The organism is Phenylobacterium sp. (assembly GCF_037189685.1).
Lineage (GTDB): Bacteria > Pseudomonadota > Alphaproteobacteria > Caulobacterales > Caulobacteraceae > Phenylobacterium.
This window is the reverse complement of record NZ_JBBCIT010000021.1, coordinates 40,169-64,828: the sequence shown is the minus strand read 5'-3', so window position 1 is coordinate 64,828 and position 24,660 is coordinate 40,169. Positions and strand designations below refer to the sequence as shown.

Annotated in this window: 22 protein-coding genes and 1 tRNA gene; 15 read left to right on the top strand and 8 right to left on the bottom strand. The window is 71.1% G+C overall.

Annotation, left to right across the window (positions count from 1 at the left end):
* Window positions 1-271 precede the first annotated feature (271 nt).
* The 3 genes from WG212_RS13630 to WG212_RS13620 are packed head-to-tail and all read right to left on the bottom strand — an operon-like array spanning window position 272 to window position 1,968.
* Window positions 272-847 carry a demethoxyubiquinone hydroxylase family protein gene (locus tag WG212_RS13630; protein WP_337187648.1) on the bottom strand — a complete coding sequence of 192 codons (576 nt, stop codon included), beginning with the start codon at window positions 845-847 and terminating at the stop codon, window positions 272-274.
* A complete protein-coding gene (locus tag WG212_RS13625) occupies window positions 844-1,359 on the bottom strand; it encodes a disulfide bond formation protein B (protein WP_337187647.1) in 516 nt (171 codons plus the stop codon). The genes WG212_RS13630 and WG212_RS13625 overlap by 4 nt, the downstream gene beginning before the upstream one ends.
* 30 nt (window positions 1,360-1,389) lie before the next feature.
* Complete coding sequence (locus WG212_RS13620) at window positions 1,390-1,968, bottom strand: YqaA family protein (protein ID WP_337187646.1); 579 nt, start codon at window positions 1,966-1,968, stop codon at window positions 1,390-1,392.
* Between the two features lie 177 nt (window positions 1,969-2,145).
* On the opposite strand from WG212_RS13620, the gene WG212_RS13615 reads away from it, so the two are divergent.
* From WG212_RS13615 to WG212_RS13575, 9 genes are all read left to right on the top strand, one after another.
* Complete coding sequence (locus WG212_RS13615; RefSeq protein WP_337187705.1) at window positions 2,146-4,437, top strand: TonB-dependent receptor; 2,292 nt, start codon at window positions 2,146-2,148, stop codon at window positions 4,435-4,437.
* Window positions 4,434-5,021 carry a hypothetical protein gene (locus tag WG212_RS13610; RefSeq protein ID WP_337187645.1) on the top strand — a complete coding sequence of 196 codons (588 nt, stop codon included), beginning with the start codon at window positions 4,434-4,436 and terminating at the stop codon, window positions 5,019-5,021. The genes WG212_RS13615 and WG212_RS13610 overlap by 4 nt, the downstream gene beginning before the upstream one ends.
* Complete coding sequence (locus WG212_RS13605; RefSeq protein ID WP_337187644.1) at window positions 5,018-6,514, top strand: PepSY-associated TM helix domain-containing protein; 1,497 nt, start codon at window positions 5,018-5,020, stop codon at window positions 6,512-6,514. Before WG212_RS13610 ends, WG212_RS13605 begins: the two co-directional genes overlap by 4 nt.
* A 148-nt stretch (window positions 6,515-6,662) precedes the next feature.
* Window positions 6,663-7,778: a 4-hydroxyphenylpyruvate dioxygenase gene (gene hppD, locus WG212_RS13600; RefSeq protein ID WP_337187643.1), complete on the top strand. Its 1,116-nt coding sequence runs from the start codon at window positions 6,663-6,665 to the stop codon at window positions 7,776-7,778.
* Window positions 7,779-7,780: 2 nt separating this feature from the next.
* A complete protein-coding gene (locus WG212_RS13595) occupies window positions 7,781-8,767 on the top strand; it encodes an isoaspartyl peptidase/L-asparaginase (RefSeq protein ID WP_337187642.1) in 987 nt (328 codons plus the stop codon).
* 2 nt (window positions 8,768-8,769) lie between these two features.
* Window positions 8,770-9,903, top strand: coding sequence for a homogentisate 1,2-dioxygenase (locus tag WG212_RS13590; RefSeq protein WP_337187641.1), 1,134 nt, complete (start codon window positions 8,770-8,772; stop codon window positions 9,901-9,903).
* A complete protein-coding gene (locus tag WG212_RS13585) occupies window positions 9,900-10,178 on the top strand; it encodes a hypothetical protein (protein ID WP_337187640.1) in 279 nt (92 codons plus the stop codon). Before WG212_RS13590 ends, WG212_RS13585 begins: the two co-directional genes overlap by 4 nt.
* Window positions 10,175-11,179 (top strand): fumarylacetoacetate hydrolase family protein, encoded by a 1,005-nt coding sequence (locus tag WG212_RS13580; RefSeq protein WP_337187639.1) that lies wholly within the window; start codon window positions 10,175-10,177, stop codon window positions 11,177-11,179. Before WG212_RS13585 ends, WG212_RS13580 begins: the two co-directional genes overlap by 4 nt.
* Window positions 11,180-11,250: 71 nt before the next feature.
* Window positions 11,251-11,712, top strand: coding sequence for a MarR family winged helix-turn-helix transcriptional regulator (locus WG212_RS13575; protein WP_337187704.1), 462 nt, complete (start codon window positions 11,251-11,253; stop codon window positions 11,710-11,712).
* Window positions 11,713-12,478: 766 nt separating this feature from the next.
* On the opposite strand, the gene WG212_RS13570 is transcribed toward WG212_RS13575, so the two are convergent.
* From WG212_RS13570 to WG212_RS13560, 3 genes are all read right to left on the bottom strand, one after another.
* Window positions 12,479-12,802, bottom strand: a complete 324-nt coding sequence (locus tag WG212_RS13570) for a hypothetical protein (protein WP_337187638.1) — start codon at window positions 12,800-12,802, stop codon at window positions 12,479-12,481.
* A gap of 111 nt (window positions 12,803-12,913) precedes the next feature.
* Entirely contained in the window at window positions 12,914-14,788 is a 1,875-nt protein-coding gene (gene feoB / locus WG212_RS13565; protein ID WP_337187637.1) for a ferrous iron transport protein B, read from the bottom strand.
* Window positions 14,785-15,111: a FeoA family protein gene (locus WG212_RS13560; RefSeq protein ID WP_337187636.1), complete on the bottom strand. Its 327-nt coding sequence runs from the start codon at window positions 15,109-15,111 to the stop codon at window positions 14,785-14,787. Before WG212_RS13560 ends, feoB begins: the two co-directional genes overlap by 4 nt.
* Window positions 15,112-15,233: 122 nt before the next feature.
* Here WG212_RS13560 and WG212_RS13555 point away from each other — a divergent pair.
* A tRNA-Leu gene (locus WG212_RS13555) sits at window positions 15,234-15,319 on the top strand.
* 21 nt (window positions 15,320-15,340) lie between these two features.
* On the opposite strand, the gene WG212_RS13550 is transcribed toward WG212_RS13555, so the two are convergent.
* Together WG212_RS13550 and WG212_RS13545 are read right to left on the bottom strand one after the other, a co-directional pair.
* A complete protein-coding gene (locus WG212_RS13550; protein WP_337187635.1) occupies window positions 15,341-16,453 on the bottom strand; it encodes a membrane dipeptidase in 1,113 nt (370 codons plus the stop codon).
* Window positions 16,450-17,967 (bottom strand): hypothetical protein, encoded by a 1,518-nt coding sequence (locus tag WG212_RS13545; RefSeq protein ID WP_337187634.1) that lies wholly within the window; start codon window positions 17,965-17,967, stop codon window positions 16,450-16,452. Before WG212_RS13545 ends, WG212_RS13550 begins: the two co-directional genes overlap by 4 nt.
* A 141-nt stretch (window positions 17,968-18,108) precedes the next feature.
* Between WG212_RS13545 and WG212_RS13540 the strand changes: the two genes are divergently transcribed.
* The 5 genes from WG212_RS13540 (at window position 18,109) to WG212_RS13520 (ending at window position 24,631) form a co-directional block, all read left to right on the top strand.
* On the top strand, window positions 18,109-19,788 hold the full coding sequence (locus WG212_RS13540) for a hypothetical protein (RefSeq protein WP_337187633.1): 1,680 nt from the start codon (window positions 18,109-18,111) through the stop codon (window positions 19,786-19,788).
* Window positions 19,789-19,799: 11 nt separating this feature from the next.
* Window positions 19,800-21,257 (top strand): CapA family protein, encoded by a 1,458-nt coding sequence (locus WG212_RS13535; RefSeq protein WP_337187632.1) that lies wholly within the window; start codon window positions 19,800-19,802, stop codon window positions 21,255-21,257.
* Between the two features lie 16 nt (window positions 21,258-21,273).
* Complete coding sequence (locus WG212_RS13530; RefSeq protein WP_337187631.1) at window positions 21,274-22,959, top strand: hypothetical protein; 1,686 nt, start codon at window positions 21,274-21,276, stop codon at window positions 22,957-22,959.
* Between the two features lie 95 nt (window positions 22,960-23,054).
* Complete coding sequence (locus tag WG212_RS13525; RefSeq protein ID WP_337187630.1) at window positions 23,055-23,567, top strand: sigma-70 family RNA polymerase sigma factor; 513 nt, start codon at window positions 23,055-23,057, stop codon at window positions 23,565-23,567.
* The gene (locus WG212_RS13520) at window positions 23,564-24,631 is read left to right on the top strand and encodes a FecR domain-containing protein (protein WP_337187629.1); all 1,068 of its coding nucleotides are present in this window, start codon (window positions 23,564-23,566) and stop codon (window positions 24,629-24,631) included. The genes WG212_RS13525 and WG212_RS13520 overlap by 4 nt, the downstream gene beginning before the upstream one ends.
* Window positions 24,632-24,660: the final 29 nt, after the last annotated feature.

The window sequence follows — 24,660 nt, the reverse complement described above, 5'->3', positions numbered from 1 at the left end:
ATTCAACTCCCTGACGCGAACAAAAGCAGAACTCAAGGCGTCTGGCGAGTCCTTACCGGAAGAATTCATGAGTCGTCCCGGCCAGCGTCTATCGAGAGCGCAGCCGAAGCGGCCCATCGCTCGGCGAACGCATGGAGGGGCAGGAACGATTCCATGAGTTCGACGCCCTGGGGCGTCAGGGCGCCGGTCTGGAACGCGGGGCGGAACGGGCGCTGCTCGCCGCCGTCGAGGCGCGGCCGCTTCGCGGACGTCACGCCGGGGCCGGGCGACCTCAGAGCTTCTCGCTGATCCTGATGGCGGCGCGGCACCCGGCCTGGATCACGGCCGAGAGCAGGCCGTAGGCCGGCGCCTCGCGGGCGCCGTCTTCCACGGCGGCGTCGCGGTGAGCCAGCTCGTCGTCGCGGAACGCGGCGAGCTGGGCGGCGAGCTCGGGTTCGCGCGATTCCAGCTCGGCGACCTGATGGGCGTAGTGTTCGCCGATCACGGTCTCGACGGCTTCGGTGCAGGCGTGGGCGGCCTTCTCGCCCATGAGCGCCGTGGCGGCGCCCAGGCCAAATCCGGCGAGCCGCCAGACAGGGGCCATGAGGGTGGGGCGAACGCGCCGGTCCTTGAGGAGCGTCTCGAACCGCGCGAGGTGCTCGCCCTCTTCCGCCGCCATCCTGCCGAACCGTTCGGCCAGGGCCTCGCGGCCGGGCGCGACGCCCATCACCGCCTGCTGGCCGCGGTAGATCTGGACGGCGGCCAACTCGCCGGCATGGTCCACCCGCAGGATCTCGGCGAGCCGGGCCGCGGTCGCGCCACGGCCGGGGCGAGGGGGCGTCGGGCGTGAGGTCGTCGCGCGGTTCATCGCTTGCTCCGTTCGCGCAGGGCGGCCATCGCGCTCAGGATCGCGAGCCCCAGAGAGATCAGCGCGTTCCACCCCGCCATCGACAGGCCCGCGAAGATCCATGCGGCCTCGTCGCAGGCCGGAGCGCGGACGGGCGCGCCTTCCAGGAAGGCGGAGAGGTCGGCGGCGCTCACCCCGCCCGCAGTGACGGCGCAGGCCGAGGGGCCGGGCCAGAACTTCCATTCGACGCCGGCGTGATAGGCGGCGACCCCCGCCCCGACGAGGAAGACCAGGCCCAGCACCCAGCAGGTCGCCGCGCGCCACCGCGGACCGCCCGGCATGCGGACGAGCACCATGAAGGCCGCGCCCAGGGCCAGGGCGGCCCAGTAGGCCTCGCGCTGGCGCAGGCAGAGCATGCAGGGCGCATAGCCGCCGAATGTCTCGAAGGCGTGGGCCGCCGCCAGCATGCCCGCGGCCGCGAGCACAGCGCAGAGCCGCCAGCGGTCGAGGATGTGTCGCAGGGCAGTGGTCATCGGCCCGCCCTTATGGACCAGTCCCGGCGCCTAGAAAACGAACTTCAGGAGCACGATGCCGCCGACGAGAAGGGCCAGAAGCAGGATCGAATACAGGTTCAGGCGCCGCTCGAACTCCTGGAGCATGGCCGGCCCGAAGTATTTGAGGATCGCGGCGACGGCGAAGAAGCGGACGCCGCGGGTGAGGACCGAGGCCCAGATGAAGGTGAACAGGTCGAATCGCGCCAGGCCCGCGGTGATCGTCACCAGTTTGTAGGGGATCGGCGTGGCCCCCTTGATGAGGATGACGGCCAGGCCCCACTGATCGAACCACTTCTGGAACTCGGCCTGGCCCTCGGGATGCCCGAACAGCCGCAGGATGACGAGGCCCAGCGGCTCCAGCCAGACGCCGATGGCGTAGCCGAGCAGGCCGCCGGCCACGGATGCGGCCGTGCAGATGGCGGCGTAGACGAACGCCTTGTCGCGGCGGGCCAGCACCATCGGCGCCAGCATCACGTCGGGCGGGATCGGGAAGAACGAGCTCTCGGCGAACGAGACGGCGGCGAGGGACGCCGGCGCGTGACGCGAGCCGGCGAGCCGCATCGTCCACTCGTAGATCTTTCGGAACATGGGCGATCCAGGGAGAAACCGGCGCCCTGCCTAGCAGCGCTCGCGCCGGATGTCGCCCAGGCACGAGATGTGGTCCAGACACGAGGGTAGGGCAGGGCAAGCGCCCGGCTTTGGCATCCGACTTGCAATTAACTCTCAAAAGCAAGTATCGCCGTTGCGAACGACTCGCAAATGGGGATGATCGTGCGCAGCATTCTGTTCGGGGCGACGGGCATGGTCGCAGTCCTGTCGGCGCCGGTGATGGCGTGGGCCGAGGTCGGCGCCGGGGAGGTGGGCGCGCCCAACCAGCTGGAAGAGATCGTCGTGACCGGCGAGAAGGCGTCCCGGTCGCTGCAGGACACGGTGGCCAGTGTCGCCGTCGTCGGCGCCAGGCAGATCGAACAGGAGAACCTGCAGGGGCTGTTCGATGTGGTCGACCGCACGGCCAACGTCTCCCAGACCTACGGCCCCTCGGGCTTCACGATCCGCGGGATCAGCAACACCAACGTCTCGGGCGGCGGCAGCGGCGGCCTGGCCAGCGTCTACGTGGACGGCGCGGCCATACCCGAGCGCCATCTCAACGCCACGCCCCTGGACATGTGGGACGTCGCCCAGGTCGAGGTGCTGCGCGGCCCGCAGTCGACGCTCCAGGGCCGCAACGCCCTGGCGGGCGCCATCGTCATCCGCACCCAGGACCCGACCTTCGAATGGACGGGGCGGGCGCGGGCGATCGTGACGGACGCCGACGACCGCACGTTCTCCATCGCGGGCGGCGGTCCGATCGTCGCCGACCAACTCGCCGTGAGGCTGTCGGTCGAGGATCGAAAGGCGGACGGCTTCATCTACAACACCACCCGGCGGGAGAACGAGAACCCCCTGGATTCCACCACCGTCCGCGCGAAGGTCCTGATAACGCCCTCGGCGCTGCCCGGCCTGCGCCTGCGCACCGTCTGGACGCACGACGAGCGCGACGGCGGCTACATCTTCACCTACGCACGGACCGACGTCCCCGACGCGTTCGACAAGCGCGTCTCGGAGGACGACAGCCCCAACGCCAGCAAGGGCAAGACCGACGTGCTGGGCCTGGAGGCCGACTACGACCTGAGCGAGCGGCTGACCCTGACGGCCGTCACGGCCTATACGCGCTCGAAGACGCTCCAGTCCTATGATGGCGACGGGACGGCCCTGAACCTGTCCTACGGCGTCCAGGACGAACTGGACCGCACCATCTCGCAGGAGGTCCGCCTCAACTACGACGGCGCGCGCCTGAGCGGCCTCCTGGGCGGCTATTTCGCGCGGCGCGAACGCGACTACACGCTCGCCAGCCGCACCAATGTGCCAACGCCGGCTTCGACCCTGATCGGGGTGCTCACCGGCCCGCCGTTCGGCCTGGACGCCGCGACCGCCCAACTGGCCGCCGGGCTGTACGTCCAGGCCCTGCCCGTCATTCCCGTCGACTACGCGGCCGTCACGGGCGAGACCGTGACCACCGCCGCCCTGTTCGGGGACATGCGCTTCCAGTTGACCGACAGGCTCTCGCTGCTCGCCGGCTTCCGATACGACCGCGAGACCAACGACCAGGCGAACGTCCAGACCGCGGACTTCGTCGGGGCCTATCCCGACCCTGCGCTCTACGGCGCCTTCGCCCCGGTCATCGGCGGGCTGAACCAGGTGGTCGGCCTGTTCGTGGCCCAGGCCAGCGCCTCGGCGCCGCCGGCGAAGCGGACGTTCGAGGCCTTCCTGCCGAAGGCCGGCCTCAAGTACGACGTCACCGACGACGTCGCCCTGAGCGTCGTGGTCCAGCGCGGCTACCGCTCGGGCGGATCGTCGATCAACATCGCCCGATCGACCGTCGTCGCCTACGATCCCGAATACACTTGGAACTACGAGGCCGCCCTGCGCTCGGCCTGGCTGGACGGCGCGCTGACGGTCAACGCCAACGCCTACTACGTGACGTGGCGCGACCAGCAGGTGAGCGTGAACCTGGGCCTGAACCTCTACGACTACCAGACCGCCAACGCCGGCCGATCGCATCTCTACGGCTTCGAGGTGGAGGCCCGGCACCGGCCGAGTTCGAACCTCGAGGTCTACGCCTCGCTGGGCCACAGCCGCACCGAGTTCGACGAATTCCAGGTGGCGGTGGGCACGACGGATATCGACCTCACCGGCTCGGAATTCGCCTATGCTCCCCATTGGACCTGGGCGGTCGGAGCCAACTATCGCTGGGACAACGGGTTCGCCGTGAACGTGAACGCCAACCGCCGATCCGCCGCGTTCGGCGCGACGGGGGTCAACCAAGCGATCTACGCCATCAAGGGCCGTACGCTGGTGAACGCGCGGGTCAGCTACGCCCACGGCCCGTGGGAGGCGGCGGTCTTCGCCCGCAATCTCTTCGACCAGGCCTACACGCAGTACCAGATCACTTCGACCCAGCGCGCGCTGTTCGGCGACCCGCGCGTGATCGGCGCCAGCCTGGAGGCCCGCTGGTGACGGACGCCGCGCCCGCGCTCGCACCGGCCGTTGCGACCGTCGTGCTGCTCGCGGCGGGGCTGCTCGCGGCGGGGCTTCTGCGGCGCGCCTGGCGGCGGCGCGAGCCGTCGCGGCCCTGGCTGATCCTGGGGAGCTGGATGATCGTCGCCGCGATCGTCCTGGCCTCCGGTCCGTGGCTCGGGCCCGTGCGGGGGCCCGCGATGGCGCTGGCGGTCATGCCGCTGGCCGTCCTGGGCCTCGTCGCGGCGGGCGTCCAACTGCGGAATGCGCGCGTACGACCGCCGCGCGAGCCGGCCCTGGAGCCGTCGGAACGGGCGTCCAAGGCCTGGCGGGGCTGGCTGAGGGTGCTGCTGGCCGGACCGATCGGCGGCGTCGCCGCGATGGGCGTCGCCCTGGCCTGGACGATCTGGGCGCCCGGCGCGCCCCAGACCCGGATGGTCGTGGGGGGACTGCTGGTTCCCGTCCTCTGGGGCGGCGCGATGGCCTGGACGCTGGCCGACGACAAGATCCTGCGCGCCACCGCCGTGCTGGCGGGCGTGACCCTCGTCACCTTCACCGCCTCGATCCTGAAGGGCTTCTCATGACGCCTGGCAAGCCCATCTGGCCCCGCGTTCCCAGCGGCTTCGTCCGCGCGGTCCTGGCCGGCCATTCCGCCCTGGGCCTGGCCTTCGCGGCGCTGATCTATCTCGTCTGCTTCTCGGGGACCGTGGCGGTCTTCGTCGACGAGTTCCGCCGGTGGGAGCGGCCTGACGTGGCGCCTGTGGCGGCGGTCTCGCCCGAGGCGCTCCAACGGGCGGCCAGCGAGGCGGTGGCCCGCTACGGCAAGGCCGAGCACGTCTTCATCTATCCGCCGACGGCGGCGGCGCCGCGGCTGCGCATCTACGTCGATCCCGAGAAGGGCGAGGACGCCCAGATGCTGGCGGGACCCGACGGCCGCGCCCTGGGCGACCTGGGGACGGACTGGTCCGAGTTCATGGCGCGCCTGCACATCAACCTTCACCTGCCCCAGACCTGGGGGATCTTCGTCGTCGGCCTGACGGGCGTGGCCCTGCTGTCGTCGCTGATCTCGGGCCTGTTCGCCCATCCGCGCGTCTTCCGCGACGCCTTCCACCTGCGCTGGGGCGGATCGAAGCGCCTCCAGGAGGCCGACCTGCACAATCGCATCGGGGTGTGGGGCCTGCCGTTCCACGTCATGATCTCGCTGACGGGGGCGCTCCTCGGCCTGACGACCATCGTGGTGGGCGTGCTCGCCCTGGCCGTGTTCAAGGGCGACACCGAGAAGGCGTACGCCCTGTTCCTGCCGCCACATCCGGCGGACGACCCGCGGCCGGCGCCGATGCCCGACATCGAACGCGCCCTGGCCAACCTGGCGCGCATGGCGCCCGGCCAGGCGCCGACCCTGGTCGGCCTGGAGCATCCGGGCGAACGCGGCGGCGGCATCCTGATCATCGCCGGGACCGACGACCGAACGCTGAGCCGCGGCGACAGCCACGTCTTCGACGCCCGCGGCGAGCCGATGGCCGACCAGGACCCGGGGCGCGGCACCCTGGGCGCGGCGATCCTCCAGGCCATCGGCCAGCTCCATTTCGGCTGGTACGGCGGGCTCGCGGTCAAGGCCGTCTATGGCCTGCTGGGCGTCGGGATCACGGTGGTGACCGCCAGCGGCGTGGCCATCTGGCTCGCGCGCCGGCGCGCCAGGGGCCGGCCCGCGCCGCGCTGGGAGCGGGTCTGGATCGCGGCGGCCTGGAGCCAGCCGTTCGCCTACGCCGCCTCGGCGCTGGCCGCCGTGCTCGCGGGCGCGCCGCCGCTGCCGGTGTGGGGCGGGGCGACGGTGGCGGCGCTGGCGGGCGCCCTCGTCTGGACCCCGGCGCGGCTCTCGCGCCGGCTGCGGCTGGCCGCCGGCGCCCTGCTCGGCCTCCTGGGCACGGCGCACATCGCGCTCTGGTGGGGACGCATCGCCGATCCCGTGGCCTGGGGCGTGGACGTCGCCCTCATCCTGCTGGCGCTGGGTCTCCTGACCTCGGCCACCCGGCTTCGCCCGGCGCCGGCCGCCCTCGCCGCGGAGCCTGCGGAATAGTCGAGGCCGCCCGCCGCCGGACGCCTCCGTCCCGCCCCGGCCTGCCGCCGCGTCGCCACCGAACCCCGCCTCGCGCGTTCTCTCCTGGCGTCTCTATCGCCATATAGTTTCATATGATACTATATGGGCAGGCTCAGGAGATTCCCCCATGACCGCTCAGACGACCGTTTCCGCCGCCCAGGCCGCCCCTGCGGGCGACCTGTTCGAGAATCCGCTCGGCACCGACGGCTTCGAGTTCGTCGAGTTCACGTCGCCCGAGCCCGAGCGGCTGAAGGACCTGTTCGAGAAGATGGGCTTCACGGCCGTATCGAAGCACCGGTCGAAGAACGTGCTGCGGTTCCGCCAGGGCGACATCAACTTCATCCTCAACATGGAGCCCGCCGGCCAGGCGGCCGACTTCCGCGCCGCCCACGGCCCCTCGGCCAACGCCATGGCCTTCCGCGTGCGCGACGCGGCCAAGGCGTTCCGGCTGGCGGTGGAGCGCGGCGCAACGCCCGTGGAGGGGCCCGTCGGCCCGATGGAGTTGAACATCCCCGCCATCCAGGGCATCGGCGGCTCGAACCTCTACCTCGTCGACCGCTATGGCGCGCAGGAGATCTACGACGTCGATTTCGTCCCGATTCCGGGCGCCGAGGCGTTGGTGGAGACGAACAGCCGGGGCCTGACCTACCTCGACCACCTGACCCACAACGTCCAGCGCGGCAACATGGTCAAGTGGGCCGACTTCTACGAGAAGATCTTCAACTTCCGGGAGATCCGCTACTTCGACATCGAGGGCAAGCAGACCGCCCTGCTGTCGAAGGCGATGACCAGCCCGGACGGCAAGATCCGCATCCCGCTGAACGAGAGCCAGGATGAGCACTCGCAGATCGAGGAGTTCCTGAAGGACTACAGGGGCGAGGGCATCCAGCACATCGCGCTGGGAACGGACGACATCTACGAGTCCGTCGAGACCATGCGCGACCAGGGGGTGGTGTTCCAGGACACCATCGACACCTACTTCGACGGCATCGAGGCCCGCATCCCCGGGCATGGCGAGGATGTCCAGCGGCTCCAGGCCAACAAGATCCTGATCGACGGCGCCCCCACCGAGGGCCAGGGCCTGCTGCTCCAGATCTTCACCGAGAACATGATCGGGCCGATCTTCTTCGAGCTGATCCAGCGCAAGGGCAACGAGGGCTTCGGCGAAGGCAACTTCAAGGCCCTGTTCGAGTCGATCGAGCTGGACCAGATCCGCCGGGGCGTGCTGCCGGCGAAGGACTGACCGTGGCCTGCGACGGTTCCCGCTGGGCGCTGGTGGCCCACGGCGGCGCGGGCGCCATCGCGCGGGGCGACCTGACCGCCGGCCAGGAGGCGGCCTATCGCGAGGCGATGGCGACCGCCGCCCGGGCGGGCGGCGCGGTGCTGTCGTCCGGAGGCCCGTCGATGGACGCCGTCGAGGCGACGATCCGCATCCTTGAGGACGATCCTCTCTTCAACGCCGGGCGCGGCGCGGCCTTCACCGCCGAGGGCCGGAACGAACTGGACGCCGCGATCATGGACGGCGCCACCCTGGCCGCGGGCGCGGTGGCGGGCCTGACCACCACGCGCCATCCCATCGCCGCGGCGCGGGCGGTCATCGAAGGTTCGCCCCATGTGCTGCTGAGCGGAGCGGGCGCCGACGCCTTCGCGCGCAGTCGGGGGCTGGAGCCGGCGGACCCCGCCTGGTTCTTCACCGAACGCCGCTGGCGCTCGCTGGAGCGCGCGCTGGAGCGCCTGGGCCTGCCGGCGCCGCCCCGTCCGGCCGGCGCGCGGGACGCCGGGCTGGGCGCCCTGGTGCACGAGGAAGGCAAGTACGGCACCGTCGGCGTCGTGGCGCGGGACGCGGCGGGTCACGTGGCGGCCGGAACGTCCACGGGCGGGACCAACGCCAAGCGCTGGGGGCGGGTGGGCGACAGCCCGCTGATCGGCGCCGGGACCTATGCCGCCGACACGGCCGCGGCGGTGTCGTGCACGGGGGCGGGGGAGTATTTCATACGCCTGGGGGTGGCGCACCGCATCTGCGCACTGGTGGAGTATGCGGGCCTGTCGTTGCAGGCGGCGGCCGACCGCGTGGTGCAGGACGAACTGACCGCCCTGGGCGGCGCGGGCGGGGTCGTCGCCGTCGGTGCGGACGGCCGCATGGCGTGGAGCTTCAACACCTCGGGCATGTACCGGGCCCGCATCGCGGACGGTGTTCCGCTGACCGTCGGAATCTACAAGGATGAGGACTAGGGATGGCCAAGGGCGACTGGATTCCCGTGCGCGGCGCGCAGGGGCGGCACTCGCGGCAGGCGCACGCCGACCTGCCCGAGGGCACCTATGAGCGCGAGGTGTCGAAGGAGGGCTTCTTCGGCCCGGCCGCCTTCCTCCACCACCGCCGGCCGCCGACGGGTTGGACCAGCTTCGAGGGGCCGCTCAGGCCCCGCGCCTTCGACCTGGCCCGGCTGAACGCCGCCGAGCCGTCGCCGTGGGCGGCGGGCGTGGTGCTGCTGAACGCCGCCTGCGAGGTGCGCTTCTGGAAGCTGGCCGAGGCGATGCCGGCGCTGGCCCGCAACGCCGACGGCGACCAGCTCCTCTTCGTCCACCAGGGCGAGGGCGACCTCTTCTGCGACTACGGCCGGCTGGGCTACCGCGCGGGCGACTACCTCTACCTGCCGCGCGGGACCATGTGGCGGCTCGCGCCCGCCGCGCCGACCGCGATCCTGATGATCCAGGCCACCAACACCCACTACAAGCTGCCCGACCGCGGGCTGATGGGCGGCCATGCGCTGTTCGACCCCGCGATCCTCGACACCCCGGTGATGGACGCGGCCTTCCGCGCCCACCAGGACCAGCCCGGCGAGGTGCGCGTCGAGGTGAAGAAGCGCGGCCAGGTCTCGACGGTGACCTATCCCTACAATCCCCTGGACGCCGTGGGCTGGCACGGCGACCTGGCGCCCGTGCGGCTGAACGTGGCCGACATCCGCCCGGTGGTGAGCCACCGCTACCACCTGCCGCCCAGCGTGCATTCGACCTTCGTCAGCGACCGCTTCGTGGTCTGCACCTTCGCGCCCAGGCCCTTCGAGACCGACCCGGGCGCGCTGAAGGTGCCGTTCTTCCACAACAACGACGACTACGACGAGGTGCTGTTCTACCACGCCGGCGACTTCTTCAGCCGCGACCACATCGAGGCCGGGATGATGACCTTCCATCCCTCGGGCTTCACCCACGGGCCGCACCCCAAGGCGCTGAAGAACATGTTCGCCCAGCCCAAGCCGGCCACCGACGAATACGCCGTGATGATCGACACCCGCGACCCGCTGGACGTGGGCGAGGCGGCCGCGACGGTCGAGAACCCCGCCTACGTCGACAGCTGGAAGGGCGCGTGAGCCGCCTGGACGACGACCTCGCCGCGGCCGCCGAGGACGAGCTGGCGCGCGCGCTGACGCTGGGCTGGCGCGAACTGGCGAAGGTCACGCCCTGGGGCGACACCTTCGAGGGTTTCACGCCCGAGGGCCGGGACGTCTGCTTCGAACGCGCCTACCTCTGGGAGGCCGCGGCCGGCGGCGATATCCGCGTGGAGGTCGCCGTCTATGAGCCACAGGCCTATGAACGGGGCGTGCGGCGGGTAGGATCGGTTTCGAGGAACGGGAGCAACGGATGAAGCTGGCGTCGCTGAAGGGGGGGCGGGACGGTCGCCTCGTGGTCGTGTCGAACGACCTGGCCTGGTATTCGCCGGCGGATCGGATCGCGCTCACGCTGCAGGCGGCGCTGGACGACTGGGACCGCTGCGAGCCCGAGCTGCGCGGCCTGGCCGAGAGCCTGGAGCATGGCTCGGTCCCCAAGGCCCGCTTCCACGAGCACGAGGCGGCCAGTCCCCTGCCGCGCGCCTACCAGTGGGCCGACGGCTCGGCCTATGTGAACCACGTGGCCCTGGTGCGCCAGGCGCGCGCCGCCGAGATGCCCGACAGCTTCTGGACCGACCCCCTGATGTACCAGGGCGGTTCGGACGGCTTCCTGGGCCCGCGCGATCCGATCCCGCTGAAGGACGAGGCGTGGGGCTGCGACCTGGAGGGCGAGGTGGCGGTGGTCACGGGCGACGTGCCGATGGGCGCGAGCCGCGACGAAGCCCTGGCGGCGATCCGCTTGGTGATGCTGTGCAACGACGTCAGCTTGCGTAACCTGATCCCCAACGAGTTGGCCAAGGGCTTCGGCTTCTTCCAGTCCAAGCCGGCCAGCGCCTTCTCGCCCGTGGCGGTGACGCCCGACGCGCTTCCGAACTGGAAGGACGGCCGGCTGCACGGCAAGCTGGAGGTCGAGCTGAACGGCCAGCCCCTGGGCGAGGCGGACGCCGGCGTGGACATGACCTTCGACTTCGGGACCCTGGTGGCCCACGCGGCCCGGACGCGGACGCTCGGCGCCGGCTCCATCGTGGGCTCGGGCACGGTCTCGAACCGCGGCCCGGACGGCGGGCCGGGCAAGCCCATCGCCGAGGGCGGCGTCGGCTATTCGTGCCTGGCCGAGGTGCGGACCATCGAGACCATCCTGACCGGCAAGCCCGTGACGCCGTTCCTGCGCGACGGCGACGTGGTGCGCATCCAGATGGTCGACGGCCGCCGCCATACGGTCTTCGGCGCCATCGAGCAGCGGGTGACCGCCGCGTGACCCTCCAGCGCCGAGGCTCCGGAGGGCAGGGCCCTCGGGACGAGGGTGATGGGACGGAAGCCGACACGGGCCTGCGGCTGGACGGCTACCTGCCCTACCGGCTCTCGGTGGCGTCGAATGCGGTCTCGGGCCTGATCGCGCGGGCCTACGAGGACCGCTTCGGCCTGACCGTGCCCCAATGGCGGCTGCTGTGCGTGCTGGCCGAGGACGGCGGCTTGACCCAGGTGCAGATCGTCGCGCGCACGGTCATGGACAAGGTGACGGTGAGCCGTTCGGCCCAGGGGCTGGTGAAGCGCCGCCTGATCGCGCGCTCGCAGAACGCCGCGGACGGCCGCAGCCACGTCCTGGCCCTCACCCCGGAGGGCCGCGCCCTCCACGCCGAGATCGCGCCCCTGGCCCTCGCCTACGAGGCCGCCCTGATCTCGGGCCTCTCGCCCGAGGACGTGAAACTGCTCAAGCGCCTGCTGATGCGGCTGCAAACGGCCGCCGGCCAGCTCTCCGGCGAGGCGGAGCCGCCGCGCAGCCTGGGGTGAAGGGAAAGCGGCCCTTTCCCTTCCGCTCGTCATGGCCGGCCATGACGAGAAAAAGAAGGGAATTCAGGGCGCCGGGTCGTTTGACGCTATGGGCCGCGCCTGACCGGAGGCCGGGATGCGCCGACCCTCAAGCTCGATGACGACCTCGCGGCCTCTCCCCCTCTGCTGTTGGTCCTGGTGACGGGGGCTACGAGTTCGCATGAAGCGGACGTTCTGAATTTCCGGGAGGAGTGGATTGCGGACGCCTCGCGCCGAAACTCCGCCCTAGTTCCAGATTCCCCGTGAATCGTTCCGCTCGCGAAGAATCAGGTACGGGCCCTGTTGATCAACAGCGAGGCGGCCCACCACATACCCTGACGCCGTGAATAGTTCTTTGGGGCCGCGGAAAAAGTTGGAGCACGATGTAGCGACTTCGAGGTACGCGGGAAGTCGTTTCGGGAGCTCTGGTCCGCGGAAAACGCTGCGCACTTCCAGAGCGCCAACGAGGAAGCCTCGGGGGCCATCGGTTGTCAGCGCTAGATCCGGCCCGGGTCTCTCACCAGACAATATTCCCTCGGCGATCGTGGAATACTGGTCGCTAGTCGGTGGCGTCGGCCGCTCGACGAAGATCAGGTCGTCCCCTCCGACCCGACACGCGCTAGCTGGCGTTGCAGCGGCCAGTAAGCCCATGCACAACAGCAGGAGGATACGCATTTCACCCCGAAGTCCACAGCTTGCCCGGAACCGCCGTTGGCTCGAGCCGCTCGACGCCTTCCGACGCCTCGCCCTACGCCGCCAGCGCGTCCTCGCGCACGCTCCAGCGGTGCGAGCCTTCGCCGAACGGCAGGTGGAAGCCGTAGGCGGCCCGCTTGCGTTCGTCGCGCCAGGTCTGCTCGAACGAGACGATGACCTCGAGCTGGAGTTCTTCCGGGATCTGCCGGACGTCGTGGCCCAGGGTGCGGGCCACCTGTTCGATCACCATCGACCGGTGCGCTTCGCCACCGAGCGATAGGAGGGCCTCACGGACGCGCTTGCACAGGGTCTGCTTCACCCGGATGGGCGGCTTCTTCCCGGTGGGGGCGTCGTTGGCGGGTTCCTGCGGTTTCTGCATGACGCCGACAGCATTCACCCTGTTCCTTTATCGGCGCGTTAAATCGCACGGAAAAGACGAGGTTAACGCGCGGGCGGCCCGTGGCGGTCTGGCGGGCGGTGCGGCGGCCTATCAGCCGGCGCCCAGCGCCACGGCCGTGTGGTAGACGACGAACGAGGCGAGGTAGGCCAGGGCGACCATGTAGACGAACATCACCGCGGTCCAGCCCCAGGAGTTGGTCTCGCGCTTCACCACGCCCAGGGTCGCCGCGCACTGGGGCGCGAAGACGTACCAGGCCAGGAACGACAGGCCCGTGGCCAGGCTCCAGTGCTCGGCTAGCCGCGCGCCCAGCGCGCCCACATTGGCCTCGGCGTCGCCCACGGCGTAGACGGTGCCCAGCGCGGCCACCGCCACCTCGCGCGCCGCGAAGCCGGGGATGAGGGCCACCACCATCTGCCAGTTGAAGCCGATGGGGGCGAACAGCGGCTGCAACGCCTGGCCGATGATGCCGGCGAAGCTGTAGTCGATGGCCGGGTCCGTGGCGCCGGGGGGCGGGCCGGGGAAGGTGGACAGGACCCACACCAGCACCATGAGCGGCAGGATGATGCGGCCCGCGCGGGAGATGAAGATCTCGGCCCGGAGCCAGAGGTTGCGGAGCACGCTCTCCAGCGAGGGCAGCTTGTAGGTGGGCAGCTCCATCAGGAACGGCTCGACCGCGCCGCGCCAGAACACCTTGCGGATGACGAACGAGACCGCCAGCGCGCTGACGATGCCGGCGGCGTACAGCCCGAACATCACCAGGCCCTGGAGGTTCAGGCCCGGCCCCACCGTCCGGTCGGGGATGAAGGCGCCGATGATCAGGGTGTAGACCGGAATTCGCGCCGAGCAGGTCATCAGCGGGGCCACCAGGATCGTCGTCATCCGGTCGCGCTTCTGGTCGATCACCCGCGCCGACATGACGCCGGGGATCGCGCAGGCGAACGACGAGAGCAAGGGGATGAAGGCGCGCCCGTGCAGGCCGGCGCCGCCCATGATCCGGTCCATCAGGAAGGCGGCGCGGGCCATGTAGCCCAGGTCCTCCAGCAGGATGATGAACAGGAACAGCACCAGGATCTGGGGCAGGAAGACCAGCACCGAGCCCACGCCGGCGAACAGGCCGTCCACGACCAGGCTGCGGATCAGGCCGTCCGGCAGCCATTCCCCCGCCAGGCCGCCCAGCCAGGCGACGCCGCCCTCGATGGCGTCGGCCGGGGGCCCCGCCCAGGTGAACACCGCCTGGAACATCAGGAAGAGCAGGGCCAGCAGGATGACCAGACCCGCCACCGGGTGCAGCAGCACCGCGTCGATCCGGCCGGTCAGGGTGTCGGGCCGCTCGGGCGGACGGACGTAGGCCTTCAGCAGGCGCTGCGCCTCGCGGTGGGCGCTGCGGATCTCGGCGGCCGACGGCTCGTGCCACGCGTTGTCGGTCGCCAGCGCGCCGGACTCGACCAGGGCGTCGACCTGTTCGGCCAGCTCGGTGATCCCGCGCTTGCGGGTGGCCACGGTGGTCACGATGGGGCAGCCCAGCTCGCGGCCCAGGCCTTCGAGGTCGATCCGCAGGCCCTGGCGCTGGGCGATGTCGTACATGTTGAGCGCCAGCACCATCGGCCGGCCAACGGCCTTCAGTTCCAGGATCAGCCGCAGGACCAGGCGCAGGTTGGTGGCGTCGGCCACCGCCACCACCACGTCGGGCGCCGTCTCGCCGTCGAGGCGGCCCAGCACGACGTCGCGGGTCACCACCTCGTCGGGGCTGCGGGCCCGCAGGGAATAGGTGCCGGGCAGGTCGAGCACCGAGAGTCGCCGGCCGCCGGGCGTGGTCAGGAAGCCCTCCTTCCGCTCCACGGTGACGCCGGCGTAGTTGGCCACCTTCTGCCGCCCCCCGGTGAGGGCGTTGAACAGGGCGGTCTTGCCGGTGTTGGGGTTGCCGACCAGCGCGATGCGGGTCGGCGGAAGCGCCGCCTCGCTCATCGGGCCGCCTCCAGCCGCACCCAGACGTCGGCGGCGTCGCGCCGGCGGAGCGCGACGCGCATGTCGTCCAGCTTCACTGCGATGGGGTCGGCGCCGAACAGCCCCTGGTGCAGCACCTCGAACGCGGCGCCTTCCACGAAGCCGAACTCCAGCAGGCGGCGCTCCAGCTCGTGGACGTCCACGGCGTGGGCCGTGGCATGGTCGGCCCGCACGTCGGCGATCACACCGCGGTCTCCGGGCCGGGCCTGGCTCAGGCGGACGAGTCCCTCTGCGGACGCCCCTTCTTCCGCGGGCGCAACGGGGGCGCCGACCGTCTCGTGCATCGTATCCCAGGAATTCCAGCGCTCGCCGGTAATGCGAACGATTAGCAACTATTGCGTGGTTCGCCCCGACGCAAGGGCCGCATTGACGCGGACCTCCGGACCCCTATGTTCCCGCCCTCGCCGCCCCAGTGGCGAAACGGTAGACGCGGCAGACTCAAAATCTGCTGTCCGTGAGGGCGTGCTGGTTCGAGTCCGGCCTGGGGCACCAAGCGTTCGTTCGGGCGGCGGTTCAGCCGCCCCAGATGGTGCGGGCGTAGCGGACGAAGTTCAGTCCCAGGATCTTCTCGATCCGCGCCGGTTTGTGGCCGCGTTCGGAGAGCAGGCGGTGGAGCTTGCGGAACTGGTCGGGCCCGCGCAGGTCGAGGACGAAGGGGTGGGTGTCGGCCCGCTCGCCGGGGGCGGCCACGCCCTTGGCCTTGCGGTCCTCGTGCTCCTTCCGCAGCGCTTCCTTGTAGGTCTCCATGTCGTCGATGGGGGTGGTCCCCCCGTCGGTGCCGATGCCCACGTGATCCTCGCCGCAGACCTGGATCGCATGCTCGATGTGTCGCACCACGTCGGCGGCCGAGGCGTGGCCCGACAGGTTCAGGAACGGCATGAAGTAGATGCCGACGAAGCCGCCCGTCTCGGCTGTCAGGCGCAGCTCCTCGTCGGTCTTGTTGCGCGGCAGGTCGACCAGCGCGCGGCATCCGGTGTGGTTGATCGAGATCGGCTGGCGGGACGCCTGGATCGCGTCGAGGCAGATCTGGCGGCCCGAGTGGGAAAGGTCGACCATGACGCGGTTGGCGTTCAGGCGTTCGACCACCTGGCGACCGAAGTCGGTGAGACCCCGGCCCTCGGGGACGATGGCCCCGTCGCCGAGCTGGTTGCGCAGGTTGTAGGTGAGCTGGACCACGCGCACGCCCATGTCGGCGAAGATGTCGACGCGGGCGGCGTCGTCGCCCATCTGGGCGGCGTTCTGGAAGCCCAGGATGACGCCGACCTTCCCCTCCGTCTGCGCGCGCGCGATGTCGCCCGCGCCGAGGACGAGGGCAAGGTCGCCGGGATGCTCCCGGATCAGCCGGGTCCACTGGGCCACCTCGGCCACCGAGGCCTGGAAAGGTTCGGCGCCGCCGGCGACATAGCCCACGGTGATGTTCACCGCCGTGGTCCCCGAGGCCCGGGCGTCCGCCAGGATGCGGGGCGTGAGCACGGGCCGCGGCGGCTCGGGGAAATTGGGGTCGTAGAGGCCGCCCAGCGCGTTGACGACGATCACGCCTTTCAGGGGATCGGACGGCGAGGCGGCGGCGGGACTCGCCGCTGCGGCGGCGGCCAGGGTCAGGAGGGAACGGCGGTCGAGGGTCATCGGCGGGCTCCGGCGGGTTGCGCCTGGACCTTCCGGGCCAGCGCGCGCATGTCTTCGGCGAAGTCGGCGCGCGCGGGCGCGTCGCGGTAGATGGCGTGGCCCGCCAGGTAGCAGCGGAAGGTCACGCGCTCGCGGTCGGGTGGCGGCAGGCGGCGGCCCAGCTCGGCGTCGATCGAGCAGCCGCCCAGCGGATCGTAGGCGCCGTGGGGAACCAGCACCTGGAGGGAAGGGCTGAGCGCCATGGCCTCGGCGGCCCCGGACAGGTTGGGGCCGAACTTTCCGAGTCCGATGGCGCCGGTCCGGGCGAACTCGGCGCGGGCCTGGGCGATCTGGTCCTCGGTGGCGCCGTAGACGGTCGAGTGGGTCCAGGCGGTGTTGACGGGCCGGGGATAGACGCCGTCGGGCGCGAAGCCGTCCTCGATCGGTTCGACGCCGAAATAGGCCAGATCGGTGGCGTAGCCCAGGTCGTGGCGCAGGTAGCGGACGCCCAGCCTCAACGGCGGGGCGACGTAGGGCTCGTCCTTGCGGTAGTCGGAGTAGTAGAGCCGCCGGCCGCCGCCGATGCGCCCCAGGAAGAGGCCCTGGGTGACCCGCAAGGTCTTCGGTTCGATGTCCGCGGCGTCCAGACCGATGCGGCGGGCGAGGTCGGCGGCCAGCGCCGTCCGTTCGGCTTCCGAGAGCTGGTCGATACGGCGCAGGGCGGGCAGGTAGACGTCGCGCGCCCACCGCTCCGCGATCGCGCGGGCGTCGTGGGGCGTGGTCCCGAACTCGGGCGGCAGCCGACCGAAGTGGAGCGCGGCGACCGCGTAGTCGCCGGTGTGCATGGCCAGCGCCACCAGGGGCCGGTCGGGATAGTCGGGCAGGCCGGTGGTGTTCGAGATCAGCGCCAGGCCGCGCACGTCGAAGCCCCGCTTCAGGAGCTGATAGGTCACCGCGCCGGCCCGCACGGCGCCGTAGCTCTGGCCGGCGATGATCAGCGGTGCGTCCTCGGCGCGGTGGCGCAGCACCCAGGCGCGGACGAACTCGGTGGCGGCCATCGCGTCGCCGATCCAGCTGGTGAACGCCTTCTGCGCCTCGGGGCTGACGGCGCGGGAGAAGCCCGTGGCCACGGGGTCCATGAACACCAGGTCGGTGTCGGTCAGCCAGGTGTCGGCGTTGTCGACCATCCGGTCGCCCTCGATCCGGCGCGGACCTGCGCCCTCGAAGTGCAGCGAGGCGGCCGGCAGGCCCGGCCCGCCGTTCCAGACGAAGGTGATGGGCCGCACGGCGCCGCGAGGGGCCGGCGCGCGGTAGGCGACATAGAAGACGTGGGCCAGCGGCTCGCCCGTGGCGACGTCGCGGATGGGCAGGCGGCCCGCCTCGGCGGTGTAGGCCAGGGCGCGGCCGGCGATCTCGATCCTGTGCCGGGTCAGCACGGGGGGCGTTTCGGCGGCCGTCGCCGGGACGGGACGGGTTGCGAGCGCCAGCCCCGCCACGACGGCGCCCAGCAACACGCCGCGACAATCGATCCGCATGTCCGCGCCTCCCCCGGGGATCCCTGCGCCTCGAGATCCCTGCCCGTAATACGCATGCGGCGGCCAAACCCGCCCGCGGGCGCCGGGATTTCGTCATCTGGAGCGTACTAACAGGCGACGGTGACGAGCATGGAGGGGGCGATGCGGGCAGCTTGGCGCGCGGGCGCGATCGCGGTGGTCCTGGCCTGTGGCGGCGTGGCCCCGACGGCGGCGGGCGCGGAGGCCCCGCTCGCGACCGTGGTGATCCGGCCCGGCAAGGTGGTGGACGCCAAGGCGCCCGTGGAGGTGACCATGACCCTTCCCGGCGTGGACGCGCCGGCCGGCCGGCCTTTCGTCGCGGCGGGACTTTTCACGCCGGGCCTGTCCCGCCCGGCCGAACTGCTGGGCCTGGGCGTCAGCGACGACGCCGGGCCGGTTCCGCTCACCGAGGCGCCGGTGGCGAACGGCCCGCGCCGCTGGATTCCCGGCCGGGCGATCCGGGGCCAGGCGGTGCTGAAGTACACGCTGCTGGCCGAGAACATCCCGGCGCTGTCCGGCGGCCCGCCCACCGCGCTGCGCGTGGACGGCGACGGCGTCTCGGGCGTGGGCGGCGCGCTGATGATCACGCCGGAACTGAAAGGCGACTATCGCATCGCCCTGACGTGGGACGTCTCGGCGATGGGGCCGGGCGTCGAGGGGGTGTCGAGCTGGGGCGACGGCGACGTGACGCTGCCCGCCGGGCCGCTCGCCCAGCTGGGGCGCGGCGTGTACATGGCCGGCCCGCTGGAGCGCGAGACGCACGGGGCGTTCTCGGCTGTATGGGTCCGCGGACAGCCGCCGTTCGACCCGCGGCCCCCGATGCGGTGGACCGCGAAGCTCCACAGCTTCATGAGCAGCTACTTCAAGGACGCCACCGAGCCGCCCTACCGGGTCTTCATGCGCTTCAACCCGATGAACGCAGGCGGCGGCGCCGCGCTCACGCATTCCTTCCTGGTCACCTACGGCAAGGACGTCACGGGCGAGAGCTTCAAGGCCATCCTGGGCCACGAGATGACCCACACCTGGACGGCCAGCGAGGCGGTCGGGAAGTGGTACTCGGAGGGCAACGCCGTCTTCTACCAGGCCATGATCCCCTGGAAGGCGGGCCTGTTCACCACCGACCAGTACCTTCAGGACATCAACGAGACCGCCTACCGCTACTTCACCAACGCCCTGCGCGACACACCGGAAGACCAGGTCGTGCCGCGCTTCTGGGAGGACACCCGCATCCGCGTGCTGCCTTATGACCGGGGCGCGATGTATTTCGCGGTGTTGAACGGCAAGGTCCGCCGCGCATCGGGCGGCGAGAGGTCGATCGACGACCTGATCCAGGTGATGATGCAGAAGGCCCGGTCGCGGGAGACGCTGAGCGAGCAGGTGTGGGTCGACCTCGTCCGCAAGGAGCTGGGCGAGGACGGCGTGGCCGTTCACAGGTCGATGATGGCCGGCGGACTGATGCTGCCGGAATCCGACGACTTCGGACCCTGCTTCCGCCGCACGACCACCACGATGCGCCAGTTCGACCTGGGCTTCGACAACGCCTCGATCGTCTCGAACCCGAAGGTGATCAAGGGGCTGAAGCCCGGGTCCGAGGCCGAGAAGGCGGGCCTGCGCAACGGCGACGTGGTCACCTACGGCGTGGCGCTGGATGCTGTGCAGGGCGACATCGACCGCAAGCTGGAGATGAAGGTCACCCGCGAGGGCAAGACCTTCGACATCGCGTACCGCCCGCGCGGCGCCGAGGTGGAGACCTATCAGTGGGAGCGCGTCCCCGACGCCTCCGACCCGATCTGCAAGTCGTGAAGGGACGCAGAATGACCAAGACGCCGATCCGGCTGGCCGCCGCCGCGGCCGCGGCCGCGCGCCTGGCCGGCGTGGCCGTGGCCCAGCCCGCCGCGCCGCCCCAGCCCGCCGCGCCACCCCAGGCACCGCGCCCGTCCAACGATCCCACGGAGTTCCTGCGCGACCCGCCCAAGCCGGCCAGCCCCAAGGGGAAGTTCTCGCTCGTCCTCCTGGGCGACCTGCTCTACTCGCGCCCGATGGCCGAACGGCCCGACCCGAAGCTCCAGGAGGTGATCTCCCTGATCCGTTCGGGCGACGTGACGATCGCCAACCGCGAGAGCCCGATCCTGGACCTGGAGAGTTTCCAGGGCACCGGCTACGCCAATGGCCTGCTGTGGGGCGAGGCGTCGCTGGCCAAGGACCAGAAGGCCATGGGCATCGACATGGTCTCGATGGCGAATAACCATTCCACCGACTGGGGGCCGGAGGGCGTGATCGAGACGATCCGCCTGCACGACGAGGCGGGCATCGTCCACTCGGGCGCGGGGCGCAACCTCCAGGAAGCGCGGCGCGCGGGCATCCTGACCACGCCGAAGGCCCGGGTCGCCCTGGTGTCGACCGCCTCGACCGTGAAGCCCAACGCCGGCGCCAACGACGCGTTCGGCGAGGTGAAGCAGCGGACCGGCATCAGCGTGCTGCGCGTGCGGCCGATCCAGATGGTGACCGCCGACCAGATGGCCCTGGTCAGGAGGATGGCCACCGAGTTCGCCTCGCCCCGCAAGCCCGCCCCGGCCCCCGACGCGGTGGAGGTGACCGTCAACGAGCAGATCTATCGCCTGGGGCCGAAGACCCAGCTCAAGTGGGAAATGGACCTCTACGACCACGCGGGCCTGCTGAAGGCGGTCCGCGAGGCGAAGGACAACGCCGACGTGGTGGTCTTCACGATCCACGCCCACGAGAGCACCACGGGGGTCGACGACGACACGCCGCCGCCGCCCGATTTCCTGATCAAGCTGTTCCATGACGCGGTGGACGCCGGGGCCGACGTGATCCTGGGCGGCGGGCCCCATTCGTTGCGCGGTGTCGAGATCTACAAGGGCAAGGTCGTCCTCTACGGAATGGGCGTCTTCTTCATCAACGGCGAGATCAAGGCGCTGCAGGAGACGGCGCTGCGCGTCTGGCCCGACCCGGCGACGGGCAGGGCCCCGCCGCCGAAGCCCGAGGAGCGCTCGGTGCGCGCCGGGGGCAATCCGGCGAGCTGGTACGACAGCATGGTCGCGGTCACCGAGTTCGACGGGCCGAAGATCAAGACGGTGAAGCTCTATCCGCTGGACATGGGCAACACCTATGACCGCTCTCGCCGGGGCATCCCTCACTTCGCCGATCCCGAGAACGCCCGGCGCATCCTGGCCAACCTTCAACGCGACTCGGCCCCGTTCGGCACGAAGATCGACATCGAGGGGTCGGTCGGCGTGATCCGCATCCCCTAGGGGCGAGGCCGGACCGATGAGACGTCTGACGGCGGCTGTCCTGGTGGCCGCAGGTCTCGCCGTCGGCGCGGCCCACGCCGCGCCCGAGGCCCACGCCGCCCCTGAGGCGCAACCCGCGCCGTTGATGACGGTGCTGATCAAGCCCGGCGCCATGATGGCCCCGGCCGGCGGCTACGTGGACGTCACGGTGACCGTGCCGGGCATGGACGTAGCGGCGGGCCAGCCGCTGTTCGTCCTGCCGACCATGGCGCCCAACATGCCGTCGCCGCAGCCGCGTACGGGGATGACGGTCACCGACGCCGAGGGCGCGGTCCCGTTGCTCACAGGCCAGGCCGGCGACAAGCCCTGGACCTCGTCGCGCCGGGTCCACGGCGAGGTGGTGGCCCGCTATCGCCTGCCGATCGACAATGCACGCGGCAGCGGGCCGCCCGTCAACCTGCGCATCGACGGGGCCAGCTTCTCCACTCCCGGCCGCATGCTGGTCGCCATCCCCCAGGGCGGGGCCGCCTATCGCGTGGCGATCCGCTGGGACGTGAGCGACATGGGCCCGGGCGCGGTGGGTGTCACCGGCTACGGCGACGGCGACCTGGAGCTTCCCGCCGGTCCGCCCGGACGCCTCTCGAGCACCATGTTCGCCGCCGGCCATTTCACCCGCGAGCCCGCGGCGGCCCAGGGCGGCTTCTCGGCCCTGTGGGGCGGCGAGCCCCCGTTCGACCCTCGCCCGCTGATGCAATGGACCGGCCGGCTCCACGGCTGGATGAGCAGGTTCTTCGGGGACGAGGCGGAGCCGCCCTACCGCGTGATCCTCCGCTCGAACCCGCAGAACCCCGGCGGCGGGGTGGCCATGACCCAGTCGTTCGCGGTGGGCTACGGCGAGGGCACGGATCCGGAAGCGTTGAAGTCGATCCTGGGCCACGAGATGACCCACACCTGGACGGCCATCGAGCTGCTGGGCAAATGGTGGTCGGAGGGCAACGCGGTCTACTATCAGGAGCTTCTGCCCTGGCGGGCCGGCCAGATCACCACCGAGCAGTACCTGGCGGGCGTCAATCGCACGGCGATGCGCTACTACGCCAACACCCGGAAGCACACGCCCGAAGCCGAGGTGCTGGACCAGTTCTGGGACGACACGCGCGTGCGGCTGATGCCCTACGACCGGGGCGCGCTCTACTTCGCGGTGCTGAACGGCAAGATCAGGCGGGCGTCCGGCGGCCGGCGGTCGGTGGACGACCTCGTCCGGACCATGATGACGCGGTTCCGAAGCGGCGAGGCGGTCACCGAGGCCGTGTGGCTTGACGTCCTGCGCGCCGAACTCGGCGAGGCGGGGCCCGCGACGCACCGGGCGATGATGAGCGGCCGGCTGGTGCTGCCCGAGTCCGACGACTACGGCCCCTGCTTCCGCCGCGTGGTGCGGAAGGCGCGTGTCTTCGAGCCCGGCTACGATCTGCGGGCGGCGGCGCCGGACAAGGTGGTGCGTGGCCTGGTGGCGGGGTCCGAGGCCGATAAGGCGGGCCTGCGCGACGGGGACAGGATCGTCGCTGCCCCGTTCGGCGACGCGATGCAGCATGATCACGCCCGGATCGTCACCGTGAAAGTCACGCGGGGCGACCAGCCGCTCTCGTTCACCTATCTGCCGCGGGGCGAACTCGTGGACGTCTATCAATGGGAGAGGACGGCCGTTCCCGAGGCGTCCTGTCGATAAGGAAATATCGGCCGCCGTTCGGGCGTTTCGGTGGGAATCCGGTCGCCGCGCGTACTACCCCGCGTTAGCGTCCCGGTTGAGAACTGGAGCAGATCGTGCAACCCGACGCCAAGGCGGCCGCCAGCGCGATGAGCCAACGGTTTCGGCCGGCCCTCATCGCGTTCTTCCTGCGGCGGATCCGCAACCATTCGGAGGCGGAAGACCTGACTCAGGAAGTTCTGTTGCGGGTCGCCCAGCGTGGCGCGGAGATCGACGCGGCCCGGCCCGACGCCTATGTCTTCCAGATCGCCGCCAACCTGCTGCGCGACCGCGGCCGGCGCCAGAAGGTGCGCGCGGCCTATCAGGCTGCCGTGGCCTCGAACGATTCCGCCTGGGTGGAGGAGCGCGACCCCGATCGCGTGCTCCAGGCCAAGCAGTCGCTGTCCACCGTGCTCGGCGCGCTCCAGGAGCTGCCCGACCGGACGCGGACCATCTTTGTCCTCTTCCGCCTCGAGAACATGAAACAGCGTGAGATCGCCGACATGCTCGGCATCTCGGTGCGCACCGTGGAGCAGCACGTGGTCCGCGCCAGCGTGCATCTGCGCGGATGCTTCGGGGGCGGGTCGTGAGCGTGGTGTCGGACGAGGTGGTGGAGCGCGCCGCCCTGTGGGCGGCCCGGCTGGCCGACGGCCAGGTTCCGCAGGACCAGCAGCGCGAGTTCCAGGCTTGGCTCGACGCCGATCCGGCGCACGAGGTCGCCCTGTTCGAGATCATAGGTTCGTGGGAGGCCGTCGAGCACTACGCCGCGAGCGCCGAGGTGATGGCGTTGCGCGAGGCGGCGCTGGCGTCGGCCCGCCGGAGCTTCCACCGTCATACGCGCCGCGGGATTCCGAGGCGCAGCGTCCTGGGACTGATCGCTGCGACGCTGGTTCTGGCCGTTGTGGGCGCAGGCGGCCTCGGGATGTGGCTGACACCGCGCGCCTACGAGACAGCCGTGGGCGAGCGGCGCGTGGTCGTGCTTGCGGACGGATCCAAGGTCTCGCTCGACGCCGCGACCGTGGTGAAGGTGCGCTACACCGGCGAGAAGCGCCGCCTGTGGCTGGAGCGCGGCCGGGCCAAGTTCGACGTCGCGCGTGATCCGTTGCGGCCCTTCTCCGTCACGGCCGCCAACGAGATGGTGGTCGCCACCGGCACGGCCTTCAGCGTCGAGCTTCTGCGCGACCAGGTCCGCGTCGTCCTCTACGAGGGCCATGTGATGGTGCTGGACCGCGAGGGCGGCGGCGCGCGCCGGACCGTGGCGGTCGGCCCGCGGCGGGTCCCGGCCGACCAGCTCCTGGCGCCCGGGCGCGAACTGATCCTGCCGGCGGTCGCGCCGGCCCAGGCTCCCGCCGTCGTCGCGGCCGCCGTCGTGGGACCGACCGACCCCGTCCGCTCGCTGTCGTGGGAGGCGGGCCAGCTCGTGTTCGAGGACGAGCCCCTGGGCGTCGTGGTGCAGCGCATGAACCGCTATGCCGACCGTCCGCTGGCGGTGGGCGACCAGACGGCGGCGAACGTGCGCGTCTCGGGCGTCTTCCGGGCCGGCGACACCACCGCGCTGCTGCAGGGGCTGGCCGCGGCCTTCGAGCTGGAGGCGCGGGGCGGCCCGGCCAGCATGACGATTTTCGGCGGAAAGGACACGTCGCCGCCGACCTGAAGTTCGGCTTTCTGAAGCTCGTGCGTACC

Bases quoted from the DNA above. Each gene is read 5' to 3' on its own strand.
- WG212_RS13625 (WP_337187647.1), bottom strand. From the start codon at position 1,359: ATGACCACTGCCCTGCGACACATCCTCGACCGCTGGCGGCTCTGCGCT.
- hppD (WP_337187643.1), top strand. From the start codon at position 6,663: ATGACCGCTCAGACGACCGTTTCCGCCGCCCAGGCCGCCCCTGCGGGC.
- WG212_RS13620 (WP_337187646.1), bottom strand. From the start codon at position 1,968: ATGTTCCGAAAGATCTACGAGTGGACGATGCGGCTCGCCGGCTCGCGT.
- WG212_RS13590 (WP_337187641.1), top strand. From the start codon at position 8,770: ATGGCCAAGGGCGACTGGATTCCCGTGCGCGGCGCGCAGGGGCGGCAC.
- WG212_RS13605 (WP_337187644.1), top strand. From the start codon at position 5,018: ATGACGCCTGGCAAGCCCATCTGGCCCCGCGTTCCCAGCGGCTTCGTC.
- feoB (WP_337187637.1), bottom strand. From the start codon at position 14,788: ATGAGCGAGGCGGCGCTTCCGCCGACCCGCATCGCGCTGGTCGGCAAC.
- WG212_RS13540 (WP_337187633.1), top strand. From the start codon at position 18,109: ATGCGGGCAGCTTGGCGCGCGGGCGCGATCGCGGTGGTCCTGGCCTGT.
- WG212_RS13560 (WP_337187636.1), bottom strand. From the start codon at position 15,111: ATGCACGAGACGGTCGGCGCCCCCGTTGCGCCCGCGGAAGAAGGGGCG.
- WG212_RS13580 (WP_337187639.1), top strand. From the start codon at position 10,175: ATGAAGCTGGCGTCGCTGAAGGGGGGGCGGGACGGTCGCCTCGTGGTC.
- WG212_RS13615 (WP_337187705.1), top strand. From the start codon at position 2,146: ATGATCGTGCGCAGCATTCTGTTCGGGGCGACGGGCATGGTCGCAGTC.
- WG212_RS13630 (WP_337187648.1), bottom strand. From the start codon at position 847: ATGAACCGCGCGACGACCTCACGCCCGACGCCCCCTCGCCCCGGCCGT.
- WG212_RS13550 (WP_337187635.1), bottom strand. From the start codon at position 16,453: ATGACCCTCGACCGCCGTTCCCTCCTGACCCTGGCCGCCGCCGCAGCG.
- WG212_RS13545 (WP_337187634.1), bottom strand. From the start codon at position 17,967: ATGCGGATCGATTGTCGCGGCGTGTTGCTGGGCGCCGTCGTGGCGGGG.
- WG212_RS13570 (WP_337187638.1), bottom strand. From the start codon at position 12,802: ATGCAGAAACCGCAGGAACCCGCCAACGACGCCCCCACCGGGAAGAAG.
- WG212_RS13530 (WP_337187631.1), top strand. From the start codon at position 21,274: ATGAGACGTCTGACGGCGGCTGTCCTGGTGGCCGCAGGTCTCGCCGTC.
- WG212_RS13535 (WP_337187632.1), top strand. From the start codon at position 19,800: ATGACCAAGACGCCGATCCGGCTGGCCGCCGCCGCGGCCGCGGCCGCG.